This is a genomic window from Nocardia sp. NPDC056000, from assembly GCF_042269265.1.
Classification (GTDB): Bacteria; Actinomycetota; Actinomycetes; order Mycobacteriales; family Mycobacteriaceae; genus Nocardia.
Genome location: NZ_JBHJXS010000002.1, coordinates 454643 through 470281 on the forward strand (window position 1 = coordinate 454643; position 15639 = coordinate 470281).

Here is a 15639-nt window from a genome sequence, read left to right on the forward strand (position 1 = left end):
GGCGCTTGGTGTTGCGGGCCCCGGCCGGTCTAGCTGGGGCGAGTAACACGACCCGTGCCCTCCCGATTTCCCTCGGGATGCGCGGGGAGGTTGGAGCAACGACGGACAGGATGAGGGACATCTTCATGATTCGGGTGGTCGGGCACCGGTGTATCGAGCGTCGGGCGGTAATCAAATGACCCGCACAGCGCGCGTCCGGCCCACCCGTACCCGGCGGCCCCGCGTCCCCACCCTGCCGCAGCTGATGTCCACCGCCGTCGAGGCCAATCCGGCGGGGATCGCATTGGTGCTGGCAGACGCCTCGGCGACGCTGGCGCAGCTCAGCTATGCCGAGTTGGATGAGCGCTCGACGCGGCTGGCGCATCTGCTGATCGAACGTGGGGTCGGGCCGGAGGATCTGGTCGCGATCGCCATTCCGCGCTCGGTGGAGTCTGTGGTCGCGGTGTGGGCGGTCGCCAAATCCGGGGCCGGATTCGTTCCGGTCGACCCGAACTACCCGGCCGATCGCGTCCTGCACATGGTGTCGGATTCGCGGGCCGCGCTCGGATTGACCGTCTCCGCCAAGCGCGATGCCCTGCCCGATACGGTCACCTGGCTCGAGCTCGACAGCGCTGAGTTCGCCGAGGTTGCCCAGGGTTTTCCGGCGGAACCGGTCACCAATTCGGATCGGGTGCGGCCGCTGCGCGCGGAACATCCGGCCTACACCATCTACACCTCGGGCTCGACCGGGTTGCCCAAGGGTGTCGTGGTCACGCACACCGGGCTCGCCGGACTGAGCGAGGAGCAGCGGGAGCGATTCCGGATCACGCCGGAGTCCCGTGTGCTGCATGTGGCGTCGCCGTCGTTCGACGCCTCGGTATTCGAAATGCTCATGGCCATCGGATCGGGCGCGGCGCTCGTCGTCGCCGCGCCGGAGGTCTACGGCGGTGAGGATCTGGGTGCGCTGCTGGCACGCGAGGCGGTGAGCCATGCGGTGATCACGCCGTCGGTGCTGGCCTCCATCGATCCCGTTGGGCTGGATGAACTTCGGGTCGTGCTGGCCGCCGGTGAGGCGTGCCCGCCGGAACTGGTGCGGCGCTGGGTGGCCCCGATCGCAGACGGCGAGCGGCGACTGCTCAATGGCTACGGCCCCACCGAGACCACCATTTGGACCAATTGCGCTGAGTTGCTGCCGGATCGGCCGGTGACCATCGGTGCCGCCATTCGCGGAGCGGTCGCGCATGTGCTCGACGAGCGGCTGCGTCCGGTAGCGCCCGGGGTGCCCGGTGAGCTGTACATCGCCGGTGCGTTGCTGGCGCGCGGCTATCACGGGCGCGCCGAGTTGACGGCGGCACGGTTCGTGGCGAACCCCTTCGAGGACAACGGTTCCCGGCTGTACCGCACCGGCGACCTGGTGCGCTGGACCTCCGGTGGTGAGCTGGAATACCTGGGGCGCAATGACTTCCAGGTGAAGATTCGCGGCCTGCGCATCGAGCTGGAGGAGATCGACGCCGTACTCGCCGGGCACGAGACCGTCGATTTCGCGGTGACCGTCGGACATCAGGTACAGGACCGCGCAACGGTTCTGGTGTCGTACGTGCACCCCGCGCCCGGGGCCACCGTGGATGTGGCGGAGCTGTCGGCGCTGGCCGAGCGCGCGCTGCCGCCGCATATGGTCCCCGGCGCGATCATGGTGCTGGACGAGATCCCGCTGACGCCGGTCGGCAAGCTGGACCGGGCCGCGCTGCCCGCACCGGTCATCAAGGCGCAGGAGTACCGGGCACCGGAAACGCCTGCGCAGCAGACGGTTTCCGAGGTCATCGCCGAGGTGCTCAAGGTCGAGCGGGTCGGTCTGGACGACGACTTCTTCTCCCTCGGCGTCGACAGCATCACCTCCATTCAGATCGTTTCGCGGGCGCGCGCACAGGGTTTGGCGTTCAAGGCCAAGGACGTATTCGCCGCGCGCACCGTCGAAGGGCTCGCCGCGCTCGCCGAATCGGTGACACCGGGCGAGGCCGAGGTCGAACTGGCCACCGGGCCGCTGGTCGAGGTCGGTGACGCCGATCGGGCACGGCTGCAAGAGCTTTACCCGACCATGTCCGATATCTGGCCGCTCACGCCATTGCAGTCCGGCATGCTCTTCCACGCGCTGCTGGCGGAGGATTCCGTCGACGCGTATATGACCCAGTTCACCGTGGAACTGTCCGGCGCACTGGACATTCCGCGCCTGCGCGCCGCCGCGCAGGCCATGCTGGACCGGCATGTGAACCTGCGCGCCGCGTTCGTCGAGGATTCGAACGGCAATCCGCTGCAGATCGTGCTCGACGATCTCGAAGTGCCCTGGCGCTACCTGGATCTGGGCGATCGCGAGGCCGATGAGGCACCCGCGCGCACCGATTGGCTGATGGCCGCGGAAATGAGCGGGCATTTCGATATGCGGTCCGCGCCGCTGCTGCGCTTCACCCTGGTGCGCACCGCGCCCGAACGCTTCCAGCTGTTCGTCACCAGCCACCACATTCTGCTCGACGGCTGGTCGCTGCCGCTGCTCATGCAGGACATGCTGGCGTTCTACGCACTCGGCGGGGATCCGGCGCTGCTGCCGCCGGTGCGGTCGTACCGCGATTACCTGGCATGGCTGGCCGCACAGGATCGCGCGACCGCCCGCGAGGCGTGGGCACAGGCCCTGGCCGGGTTCACCGAACCCTCACCGCTCGCGCCCGTCGACCGATCGCGCGAAATCTCCGCCGGTATCGGCGAATTGGGCTTCGAACTGTCCGCCGAGGAGACCGCCGCGCTGGGACGCGTCGCCGCCGACGCCGGAATCACGGTCAATACCATCGTGCAGGCCGCGTGGGGTTTGCTGATCGGGCGGACCACCGATCGCGACGATGTGGTGTTCGGTGCCACCGTCTCGGGTCGACCGCCGCAGTTGACCGGTATCGAAACCATGGTCGGACTGTTCCTCAACGCCATTCCCGTCCGGGTGAAGCTCGATGCGAACGGCACCCTCGCCGGATTGCTGCGGCAATTGCAGGATGAACAGGCCGCACTGCTGGATCACCACTACCTCGGGCTCGGCGAGATTCAGGAAATCACCGGTATCGACGGGATTTTCGACTCGCTCGTGGTGTTCGCGTCCTTCCCGGTGGATGACGCGGCGCTCGACGAAGCCGCCGCCCCCATCGGCGGTGTGGGCCTGCTCGGCACCTCCGCCGCGAACGGTACGCACTACCCGATCACGGTCATGGTCACCCCCGGCAAGCAGCTGCGGGTGAACCTGAAATACCTGCGCGATCTCTTCGACGAGGATGCCGCCGAGGCGCTGTCGCGGCGACTCGCGTTGCTGCTCGGGCGTTTCGGGGCCGATCCGCGGGCGCGGATCGCTGAAGTGGACGCGCTCATCGACAGCGAGCGCGCCGCCCTCGACGCGGTCAATGCCACCGAAGTCGCTGAACTGCTGGATGATTCGACGCTGTTGACGCTGTTCGACGCGCAGGCGGCGCGCACGCCCGAGGCGCTCGCGGTCATCTTCGGGGATGTCACGCTCACCTACGCCGAGCTCGACGCGCGCTCGCGACGGCTGGCCCGGGAACTCACGCTGCGCGGGGTGGGGCCGGAATCGCGGGTGGCCGTTGCCATGCGGCGCGGTATCGATCTGGTCGTGGGCATCTACGCGGTGCTGCGCGCGGGCGGCGCGTATGTGCCCGTCGATCCGGATCATCCGGCCGAGCGCAATGAATACGTACTGGGCAGCGCCGCTCCGGTGTGCGTGCTGACCCGTACCGAGGACGGTTTCGAAACCGCTTCCGGGGTACCGCTTTTCCTGGTGGACGCGCTGGCGGGCGCGGGCGAGATCGAATTCGTCGGATCCGCCGCGGTGCGGCCGGACAATGCCGCCTACGTCATCTACACCTCCGGTTCGACCGGCCGCCCCAAGGGCGTGGCCATCACGCATCGGCAGATGGCGAACCAGTTCCGCTGGGCGCAGAGGACCTACCCGCACGGTGCGGGTGATGTGGTGCTGCACAAGACGCCCATTACCTTCGACATCTCCACGTGGGAGTTGTTCTGGCCGTTGCAGACCGGTGCCGCGGTCGTCATCGCGGAACCGGACGGGCATCGCGATCCCGCCTACATCGCCCGGATGATCGGCGAATACGGCGTCACCTCGGTGCATTTCGTGCCCTCCATGCTGGAGGCGTACCTCGACGGGCTGGCTCGGCAGGCCGCGACGCCCTCGGGGCAGCTGCGCTGGGTATTCGCCGCCGGTGAGGCGCTGTCCGCCGAAACCGCCGTGAAATTCGCCGCCGCACTGCCGGATACCGCACTGGTGAACTGGTACGGCCCGGCCGAGGCGACCGTGGTCACCGCACAACCGGCGGAGCAGTCCGCGGGCACCGCGGTGCCGATCGGCAGCCCGGTGGCCAATACCAAGGTGCACGTACTGGATCGGCAGCTGCGGCCGGTGCCGTTCGGCGCGGCCGGTGAGCTGTACGTGGCCGGGGTGCAGCTGGCGCGCGGCTACCTGGGCGCGCCCGCGCTCACGGCGGAACGGTTCGTCGCACACGAGGGCGGGGCGCGGTTGTACCGCACCGGCGATGTGGTGCGGTGGATCGCGGAACCGGGCGGCAACGGGTACGCGCTGGAATACCTGGGGCGCAGTGACTTCCAGGTGAAGCTGCGCGGACAGCGCATCGAACTCGGCGAGATCGAGACGGTGCTGCTGAGCCATCCGGCCGTGCATCGGGCCGCGGTGACACTCGTGCGCGCCGCGACCGGGGGCCGGCTGGTCGCCTACGTGGTGCCGGAAACCGATGCGGTGCTGAATGATTCGGAGCTGCTGGCGCACGCGCGGGCGGCACTGCCGTCGTACATGGTGCCCTCGGCCGTGGTGCGGCTGGCCGCCATGCCGCTCAATGCCAGCGGCAAACTCGACCGTAAGGCGCTGCCGGAGCCGGAATTCCAGGCCCGGGCCTATCGCGCACCGTCCACCCCGGGCGAGCGCATGGTCGCCGAGGTCTTCGCCGCCGTGCTCGGCGTCGAGACCGTCGGCGCGGACGACGACTTCTTCGAACTGGGCGGCAACTCGCTCAATGCCACCCAGGTGGTGGCGCGACTCGGCGCCGCCGTGGGCGCGCGGGTGCCGGTGCGCGCGATCTTCGAAGCGCCGACCGTCGCCGAACTCGCGGCAAGCATCGGCGAGCAAGCCGATTCGTTCAGCACACCGCTGCGGGTGATGGAGCGGCCGGAACGGATTCCGCTGTCCTACGCGCAGCAGCGCATGTGGTTCCTGAACCGGTTCGACACCGAGTCGGCCACCTACAACCTGCCCACCGCGCTGCGCATCACCGGACCCCTGGACGTGCCCGCGCTGCGGGCCGCGGTGCGCGATCTGGTGGAGCGGCACGAGGTGCTGCGCACCATCTACCCCGAATACGACGGTGTCGGACAGCAATTGGTGCTGGCCGCCGACGATCCCGACGCCATGCCGTCCATGCCGATGGTGGACGTGCGGGAGGACGGCATCATCGCCGCGGTGGCCGAGGTCGCCATCGCCGGATTCGATGTCACCGCGGCCCCGCCGCTGCGGGTACGCCTGCTGCGGGTGGCCGCCGACGATCACGTGCTGGTGTGCGTGGTGCACCACATCGCCGGTGACGGCTTCTCGGCCGGACCGCTCACCCGCGATCTCATGACCGCGTACCTGAGCCGGATCGCCGGGCGCGAGCCCGAATGGACCCCGCTCGCGGTGCAGTACGCCGACTACGCGCTGTGGCAGCGCGAAATCCTCGGCGACGAAACCGATTCCGGATCACTGCTGGCCCGGCAGCTGGACTTCTGGCGCAACAGCCTCGCGGGGCTGCCCGATCAGCTGGAGCTGCCCGGCGACCGGCCCCGGCCCGCGGTGGCCTCCGGGCGCGGCGCGACGCTGGCGTTCGAGATCGATCCGATCGTGCACGCGGCGCTGCTGCGGGTGGCGTCGGAGCACAATGCCACGCTGTTCATGGCCGTGCACGCCGCCTTCGCGGCGCTGCTGGCACGACTGTCCGGCACCGGGGATATCGCCGTCGGCGCGCCCGTCGCCGGGCGCGGTGAGGCCGAACTCGACGATCTCATCGGCATGTTCGTCAACACCCTCGTATTGCGGGCACAGGTCGATCCGGCGCAGTCGTTCGGTGACCTGCTGAACGCGGTGCGCACCGGCGATATCGCGGCCTTCGGACATGCCGATGTGCCGTTCGAGCGGCTGGTCGAGGTGCTCGATCCGGCGCGCTCACAGGCCCGGCATCCGCTGTTCCAGACCATGCTCACCTTCCAGAACGTCGGTGAGTCCGCGCTGTCGCTGCCCGGGGTCTCGGTCTCGGCGGTGGAACTGGATGTGCCGCTGGCGAAGTTCGATCTGCAGCTCACCGTCAGCGAGCGCACCGACGCGGAGAACACGCCGCAGGGTCTGACCGCGCTGTTCACCTATGCCACGGACCTTTTCGACGCGAGCACGGTGCAGGGATTCGCGGAGCGGTTCCGGCGCATCCTGGTCGCGGTCACCGCCGATCCGGCGCGCGCGGTCGGGGATATCGACGTGCTCGGCTTCGATGAGCGCCGCCGGGTGCTCACCGAATGGAATGAGACCGGCATCGATCTGCCCGCGGGACAGCTGTTCTCGCTGTTCGAATCGCAGGCGGCTCGCAATCCGGACGCGATCGCGCTGCGCGCCGAGGGCGAGGAACTGACCTACGCCGAGCTGGCGGCGCGCGTGCACCGGCTGGCCCGGCTGCTCATCGCGGCGGGCGTCGGCCCGGAAACACTGGTGGCGCTGGGCATTCGGCGCTCGGTCGATCTCGTCGTCGCCATCTACGCCGTACTCGAGGCGGGCGGCGGCTACGTGCCGCTGGATCTGGATCAGCCCGCCGACCGCATCGACCACGTGCTGGAGACGGCACGGCCGGTCTGCGTACTCACCACGCGCCGTGACGGTTTCACCTCCGGTGACCGGGTGCTGACCATCGACGCGCTCGATCTGTCCGGATACTCCGATGAGCCGATCCGGCACGATGAGCGGCGCGCACCGCTGTACACCGCGCATCCGGCATACGTCATCTTCACCTCCGGATCCACCGGACGGCCCAAGGGCGTCGCGGTGTCCCATGCCGCCGCCGTCAACCAGATTCGCTGGATCACCACCGAATACGGCATCGGCGCGGACGATGTCGTGCTGCTCAAGACACCGGCCACCTTCGACGTGTCGGTCTGGGAACTGTTCGGGCCGCTCGCCGTCGGCGCGCGCCTGGTGGTGGCGAGCGCGGACGGGCATCGCGATCCGGCGTACCTGGCCGATGTCATCGCCGCCGAACAGATCACCATGACCTCGTTCGTACCGTCCATGCTGAGCGCGTTCACCGACAGCGCGGCCCCGGCGGCGCTCACCTCGCTGCGCACCCTGCTCATCGCCGGTGAGGCGTTCACCGGTGACGCGGTCGCGGCGTTCCGGCGCATCGGCACCGCGGAGCTGCACAATCTCTACGGGCCCACCGAATTCACCGTGCACGCCACGTATGCGGCCGTGCCGGAACAGGTTTCGGGCGCGGTGCCGATCGGAGCACCGGTCTGGAACGCGAAAACCTATGTGCTGGACGCGCGGCTGCATCCGGTCGCTCCCGGTATGGCCGGTGAGCTGTACCTGGCCGGTGATCAGCTGGCGCGCGGGTACCACGGGCGGGCCGATCTGACGGCGGATCGCTTCGTAGCCAACCCGTTCGACGCGGCCGGGGCGCGCATGTACCGCACCGGTGACCTGGTGCGCTGGACCGATCGCGGTCAGCTGGTGTACCTGGGCCGCACCGATTTCCAGGTCAAGCTGCGCGGTCTGCGCATCGAACTCGGCGAGATCGAATCCGCGCTCACCGCACAGGAATCCATCGCGCGTGCCGTGGTGGTGCTGCGCCATGACGAACGACTGGGCGATCAGCTGGTCGGATACGTGGTGCCCGCCGCCGGGCGCGCGGTCGATATCGCGGACGTGAAAGCCGCCGTGGCCGAACGGGTTCCGGGCTACATGGTGCCCGCGGCATTCGTGGTGCTGGAGGAGTTCCCGGTCAATCCGTCCGGCAAGCTGGACCGGCGGGCGCTGCCCGCACCGGATTTCGCGGCCGGACACGAATTCCGGGCTCCGGAATCCGAAACCGAACAGGCGGTGGCGCAGGTCTACGCCGATGTGCTCGGCCTGGAACAGGTCGGACTCGATGACGACTTCTTCGCGCTCGGCGGCAATTCGCTGGTCGCCACCCGGGTCATCGCCCGGGTGAACGCCGCGCTCGACACCGATCTCGGGGTCCGGGATCTGTTCGAGGTATCCACGGTCGAAGCTCTCGCACAACGGGTTTCGGGCGCGGAAACGGTCGCGGCGCGGCCGCGCCTGGTGGCGGGTGCACGGCCCGAACGGATTCCGCTGTCGCTCGCACAGCAGCGCATGTGGTTCCTGAACCAGTTCGATCCGAGCTCCTCGGCGTACAACCTGCCGATCGCGCTGCGGCTCACCGGCGCGCTCGACACCGAGGCGCTGCGGCTCGCGGTGGCCGATCTGCTGGAACGGCACGAGACGCTGCGGACCATCTATCCCGAGGACGCGAACGGTGCGCATCAGGTGGTGCTGCCCGCCGCGCAGGTCGTTCCCGAGCTCACGCCCGAGCGCATCGGGGTGGACGCGGTCGCCGACCGGGTGACGGCGCTGCTCACCGCCGGATTCGACGTCACCGGCGAGATTCCGTTGCGGGTCAAGCTGTTCCGGCTCGACGTCGCCGATGAGATCGAACACGTGCTGGTGCTGGTCACCCACCACATCAGCTCCGACGGCTGGTCCATGGGACCGCTGTCGCGCGATCTGGTGCTGGCCTACATCGCCCGCTCGGCCGACACCGCGCCCGCATGGGCCCCGCTGCCGGTGCAGTACGCCGATTACAGCCTGTGGCAGCGCGAGGTGCTCGGCTCCGAGGACGATCCGGAGAGCCTGATCTCCCGGCAGACCGCGCACTGGCGCACCGAACTCGCCGGACTGCCCGATGAATTGAATCTGCCCGCCGATCGCCCGCGCCCGCCGGTGCAGTCCTTCCGCGGCGGCAGTGTGCAATTCGGCATCGACGACGAGATCCACGCCGGCCTGCAACGCATCGCGCGCGAACAGCACGCGACCCTGTTCATGGTTGTGCACACCGCGCTCGCGGTATTCCTGGCGCGGCTGTCCGGCACCGATGACATCGCCATCGGCACACCGGTCGCCGGGCGCGGCGCCGCCGAACTCGACGATGTCATCGGCATGTTCGTGAACACGCTGGTACTGCGCACCCGGGTGCCGGGGGAGTTGCGCTTCGATCAGCTGCTCGCCCACACCAAGGACGCCGATCTGCGCGCCTTCGCGCACGCCGAGGTGCCGTTCGAGCGGCTGGTGGATCTGCTCAACCCGGAGCGGTCCACCGCGCGCAATCCGCTGTTCCAGGTCATGCTGGCGTTCCAGAACCTGCCGGATAACGATGCCGAACTGCCCGAATTGCGGATCGCCGCACTGGAATCGGAGGTCGAGACCTCACAGTTCGACCTCTCGCTGACCATGAGCGACGGCGGCGGCAACGGATTGCAAGGCGCGTTCACCTTCGCCAAGGATCTGTTCGACTACGCCACCGTCGGCGTCTTCGCGGATCGATTCCAGCGCCTGCTGGCCGCCATCGTGGAACGGCCCGGCACCCCCGTCGGCGATCTGCCGCTGCTCGGCGACAACGAATACGAGCTGCTCACGCAGGTGCACGGCGATGACGTGATGGCCACCGGACTGCTGCCGGACCTGCTCACCCGGGGCGTGGCACTGGGCCGGGACCGGATCGCGGTGCGGTATCGCGGGCATTCCATCACCTACGGCGAACTCGACGACTACTCCTCGCAATTGGCGCGGGTGCTCATCGAACGCGGTGTGGGACCGGAAAAGCTTGTCGCCGTTGCCTTCCCGCGCTCGTTCGAAATGGTCGCCGCGGTGCTCGCCATCGCCAAGGCGGGCGGTGCGCACGTACCCGTCGATCCGACCTATCCGGCCGACCGGGTGCGGCATATGGTCACCGATTCCGGTGCGGTACTGGGCATTACCGGGCGCGCGCATCAGGCCGGACTGCCCGGCGAGGTCGAATGGCTGTGCCTGGACGACGCCGCCACCGACGCGGCCTGCATGGCGCAGTCGCCCGCGCCGATCACCGACGCCGATCGCCGCGCACCGCTGCGCATGCAGCATCCGGCGTACGTCATCTACACCTCGGGCTCGACGGGAATGCCCAAGGGCGTCACCGTCACCCACGCCGGTCTCGGCGGGCTCGCCGACTACGCCATCGCGCTGTACGACCTCGACCCCGAGCACCGGCTCATGCACAACTGCTCACCCAGCTTCGATCCCTCGGTGCTGGAATGGATCTGCGCGTTCTACACCGGCGCGACGCTGGTCATCGTGCCCTCGGAGATCCTGGGCGGAGCCGAGCTCAACGAGCTCATGCGCACCGAGCGGGTCTCGCACGCGCTCATCACCCCGGCCGTGCTCGGCACCCTCGACGCGACGAGTCAGCCGCAGCTCGAGGTGCTTTCGGTCGGCGGCGATGTGACGCCGCCGGAACTGGTGACGCGGTGGAAGGCCGCCGGGCGGGTGTACCACAACGCCTACGGACCCACCGAGACCACCATCATCTCCACCTACGCGCAGTTGACGCCCGGTCGCCACATCACCATCGGCAAACCGGTGCACGGTATGTCGGCGCTGGTGCTGGACGCGCGGATGAACCCGGTGCCGCCGGGCGTCGCGGGTGAGCTGTACCTGGCCGGTGGCGCGCTGGCGCGCGGTTACCGCAATCGCGCGGGCCTGTCCTCGGAGCGATTCGTCGCGAACCCCTGGGGCGCACCGGGATCGCGCATGTACCGCACCGGTGACGTGGTGCGCTGGTACGCCGATCCCGACGAGCGCGGCGGCAACACCGCACTGCCGGACACCCCGTGGGAACTCGACTATGTCGGGCGCTCGGACTTCCAGGTCAAGATTCGCGGGTTCCGCATCGAACTCGGTGAGATCGACGCGGTGCTCGGTGCGCACCCCGACGTCGACTTCGCCCTCACCGTCGGGCGCAAGAATCACACCGGCACAACGGTTCTGGTGTCGTACGTGCTCGGCACCAACCTCGATCCGGAGGCGCTCACCGAGTACGCGGGGCAGAGTCTGCCGCCGCATATGGTGCCGGCCGCCATCGTGGTGCTCGACGAGATCCCGCTGACACCCGTCGGCAAACTGGATCGCAAGGCCCTCCCGGAACCCGTACTGCGGCAACGCGAATACCGCGCACCGTCCACACCGCTGGAGCACACCATCGCGGCCGCCTTCGCCGAGGTGCTCGGCGTCGACCAGGTGAGCGTCGACGACGACTTCTTCGCGCTGGGCGGAAACTCACTGCTGGCCACCGGCATCGTGAGCAAACTGCGCACGCTCTCCGGGGCCAAGGTGATGGTCGCCTGGTTCTTCACCGATCCGACCGTCACCGGGCTCGCCGCCCGCATCGGCGCGGACCTGGAGAGCAGGCACGACTACGACTCGGCCGCCGACGCGGCGCTGGCCGTGGTGCTGCCCATCCGGGCCACCGGCGACCGCACCCCGCTGTTCTGCGCACCGCCCATGGTCGGAATGTCCTGGTGCTACGCCGGATTGGCCGGGCATCTGCCCGCCGACCAGCCGCTCTACGGCCTGCAATCCCCGGCGCTCACCGAGACCGACTACGCCCCCGAATCGCTCGAGGAGGTCGCGCGGCGCTACGTCACCGCCATCCGCGAGGTGCAACCGCACGGGCCGTACCGGGTGCTCGGCTATTCGCTCGGCGGCATCCTGGCGCACGCCATCGCCACCGAACTCCAGACCGCAGGCGAACAGGTCGAACTGCTCGCCAACCTGGACGCCTACCCGGACGCGGAATTCACCGACTTCACCGCCGCCGTCCGCGATGAGTTCGCGGCACTCGGCGTCGGCGAGGAAGCGTTCCCCGACGGGGATATGACCGACCTCAGCGATGAGGCGCTGGCGGCGCTGCACGCCGCCATCCCGGCCGATCTGGCCGTGCTCACCGTGGACCGGCTGCGCCGCATCTACCGGGGCGCGGTGCGCACCGTCGAACTCGGATCGCGGTACCGCCCAACCGCATTCGACGGGCGCATGGAACTCTTCGCAGCCGAACTCGGCCGCGGCGACGACCATCAGCATTCCGCGGCGGACTGGCGGCCCTTCGTCACCGGGCCGATCACCGAACACGTGGTGCCGGTCAAACATCAGCTGATGACCACCGCCGAGTCCTACGCCGTCATCGGACCGCAGCTCGCGGCCCTGCTCGAGGGCGGAAACGGTGCGGGCGCAATCCAACCGGCGCACACCCCGGCCGAGCCCGCCGCCGTCGGCGAGGACGAGGTCGAGGGCGACTGGACCATTACGGCCGTGCTGCCCGTCGTCAGCGATGCCGCGCTGACCGGCGGTATGAAACTGTTCGCCCGCGACGAGGATTCGGACCACATCCACCCGGATGACCGGCTGCTCGCCGATCCGGTCGAATTCGTGGACAAGGCATTCGCCGGATTCGACGCCGAATTCGTGCCGACGCCGGGCGAGGCGGACCCGAACAGCCCTGAGCACGATGATGTCTCGGACGCCGGTTCCGTTGTCGATGCGAGTCGCAGGCAAGACGAGGTCACCGGTACGGCTGAGTCCGGGGACGTTGGCGTGCACGGCCCATCAGCTGGCACCGGGACCGGGTCCATCCCGGACGCGGTCGCTGATTCCCCGATTACCGATGCCGATGCCGATGCCGAAAGCGCCGCGTCCGACAGCCGTCCGGACAGCGCTGCTCCGGATGAGACGGCCGGGGCCGATATCGCAGCCGACAGCGGAACCGCCGCCGATGCGGCCGACGATCACGCTGCCGCCGTGGCTGATTCGGCCGCGCCGCCGGTCATGGGGCCGCGACTCACCGCCGTCGGCAAGGTGTCCCCGCTGCCCGCGGGCGCGGTGAGCCTGCTCGAGGTGGAGCCGTCCGGGCTGTGGGTGCGGGCCATCACGCTCGATATCGCCGCCGATGTGTCCGGCAGCCGGGTGCGGCGTTCGGTGCGGTCGCTGCTGGATCGGCATCCGGCGCTGTGGTCGCGACTGCGGCGTGACGGCGATATCGCCGTCATGGACATTCCGGTGCAGGCGAATTCGCGCGATGCCGTGGTGTGGCAGATCGATCCGTCGGTCGAGGCCGTCGGTGACCCCATCGAGGCCGTCATTCATGCCGCCGCGGCGGAACTCGATCCGGAGAAGGGCCGCAATATCCGCTTCGTGCTCATGGCGGGCGCGGACGCGGATCCGAATCTGGAACCGGTCGATCAGCCCGCGGCGGTGCTCGTCGCGGTCGCCAACGGACTGGTCGTGGACGACACCTCGTGGCGCACCATCATCGAGGATCTGACCGCCTCCTGGTCCGGTGGCCACGCCACCCCGCCCAGCGCGGACGCCCATCCGGTCGGCATCGCGCGCGACCTCGCCGAACGCGCCGCCGCCCCAAGTACCGTCACCGAATTGGACTGGTGGCGTACGGCATTGGACTCGGCCACCGCCGGACGCGATCCGGCCGAGGTATTCGGCGGCGGCCGGGACAGCGCCGGGCGCGGCCGGGTCTCGGTCTCCATCACCGGTGAGGGCGCGGCCGCCGTCGACGCGGTGGCGCGCCGCTACCGGGCCAGCATCGACGATGTGCTGCTGGCCGCGCTCGCGGTCACCCTGCTCGGTGACGCGGGCGAAAACATCCGCGCCGCACTGGGTTCGGTGGTGCAACTGGTCGCGGACGGCCGGGTGCCCGGCGATCCCGCCGGACACCGCACCGTCGGCGCGTTCAGTACGCCGTACCCGTTCCCGCTGCGTGTGGAGGGCGTGGACTTCGAGGAGGTGCGTCAGGGCGGTCCGGCCGCCGGATCGGTGCTGGAACAGATTCGCGACCGCTGCCGCGAGGTGCCCGCCCGGGGCGTCGGCTACGGGCTGCTGCAACACCTGAACCCCGACACCGCCGCCGCCATCGCCGGACTCCCGGTGGGGCGCATCGGATTCCGCTATCGGGACCTGCGACCCGCCCGGGTGTATCCGGAACCCGTCACCGACGATCTGTACCTCGATGTCACCGTGGACACCACCCAGGACGGTCTGGTCGCCCGCTTCGACTTCGCGGGCGCGGTACTGGATCTGGAGCAGATCAAGCGGCTGGTGGAGGGCTGGGTACAGGCGCTCGGCGGACTCGCCGAACACGGACGGACCACCGGCTGATACGCCACGCGCGACCAATCCGTAACATTGTCCGCTATCGCGGCGATGGCATTAGCCGTATGGTCTCTCGGGGGATGAACCCTGCCCGGAGACCAAGGTTGGGTACTCGGGCGGCAGTGCGCCGCACGGTGGTAGGACCGGCACTAACGAACCAACGCGAAGGTGTGAACATTGATTCGTCGAACTGTCCGGAACGGGCTTGGCGGTCGTCGGCGCGGTGCTCGAACCGCTGCCCTGCTCGCCGCAACGGCAGTGCTGACCGGCCTGGTGGCCGGCGTCGGCGGCCCGAGCGCCTCGGCCGACCCGATCATCGACAGCAAGAAGCTGCTCGCCGATCCCGTCGCACCGGACGGATCGAAGATCACCAAAGCGGAGATGAAGGACGGCCGCAATATTCGGCTGTACGTCTACTCCGCCGCCATGGACGCCACCTACCCCGTCGACGTGCAGCGACCGGCCGACGCCTCCGAGGCGCGCCCCACGCTGTACCTGCTCAACGGCGCGGGCGGCGGACAGGATGACGCCTCCTGGCAGAAGAAGACCAATATCGTCAACGGCTTCCTCGCGGACAAGAACGTCAACGTGGTGCAGCCCATCGGCGGTAAGTGGAGCTACTACCAGGACTGGCAGAACGACGACCCGACCCTGGGCCGCAACAAGTGGCAGACCTTCTTCACCGAGGAACTGCCCCCGCTGATCGACGGCGCGCTCGGCACCAACGGCGTCAACGCCATCGCCGGCATCTCCACCTCCGGCACCACCGTGCTGTCGCTGCCCGAAGCCAAGCCCGGCCTGTTCCGCGCGGCCGCCGCCTACAGCGGTTGCGCGCAGTTCGCCGACCCGGTCGGCCGCGAGTTCATGCGCCTCACCGTCGAGACCTGGGGCGGCGGCAAGCTCGAAAACATGCACGGCCCAGAGGATTCCCCGGCCTGGGCCGAGAACGATCCGGTCATCCACGCCGAAAAGCTGCGCGGCACCGACCTTTACATCTCCTCGGGCAGCGGCCTGCCCGGCCAGTACGACGCGCTCAACGGCCCGTACGCGCTGCCCGGCGCCTACGGTCTGGCCAACCAGCTGATCATCGGCGGCGCCATCGAGGCGGGCACCAACTACTGCACGCACAACCTGCAGTCGAAGCTGGATTCGCTGGGCATCCCGGCGACCTACAACTTCCGCGCCACCGGCACCCACTCGTGGGGGTACTGGAATGACGAGTTCATCAACTCGTGGCCGGTGCTGGCCCGCGGGCTCGGTGTCTGAGCCCCACACCCGGTGGCCGTGAGCCGCTGAACGATTCGAGACGAATGCCC

At 69.1% G+C, this 15639-nt stretch carries 1 protein-coding gene and 1 pseudogene; both read left to right on the top strand.

What is annotated here, in order from left to right; genetic code table 11:
- Window positions 1-175 precede the first annotated feature (175 nt).
- Window positions 176-14329, top strand: a pseudogene (locus ACFC4D_RS07015) (amino acid adenylation domain-containing protein); the annotation flags it as partial.
- 234 nt (window positions 14330-14563) lie between these two features.
- Window positions 14564-15589, top strand: coding sequence for an alpha/beta hydrolase (locus tag ACFC4D_RS07020; RefSeq protein ID WP_375963912.1), 1026 nt, complete (start codon window positions 14564-14566; stop codon window positions 15587-15589).
- The last annotated feature ends 50 nt before the right edge of the window (window positions 15590-15639 follow it).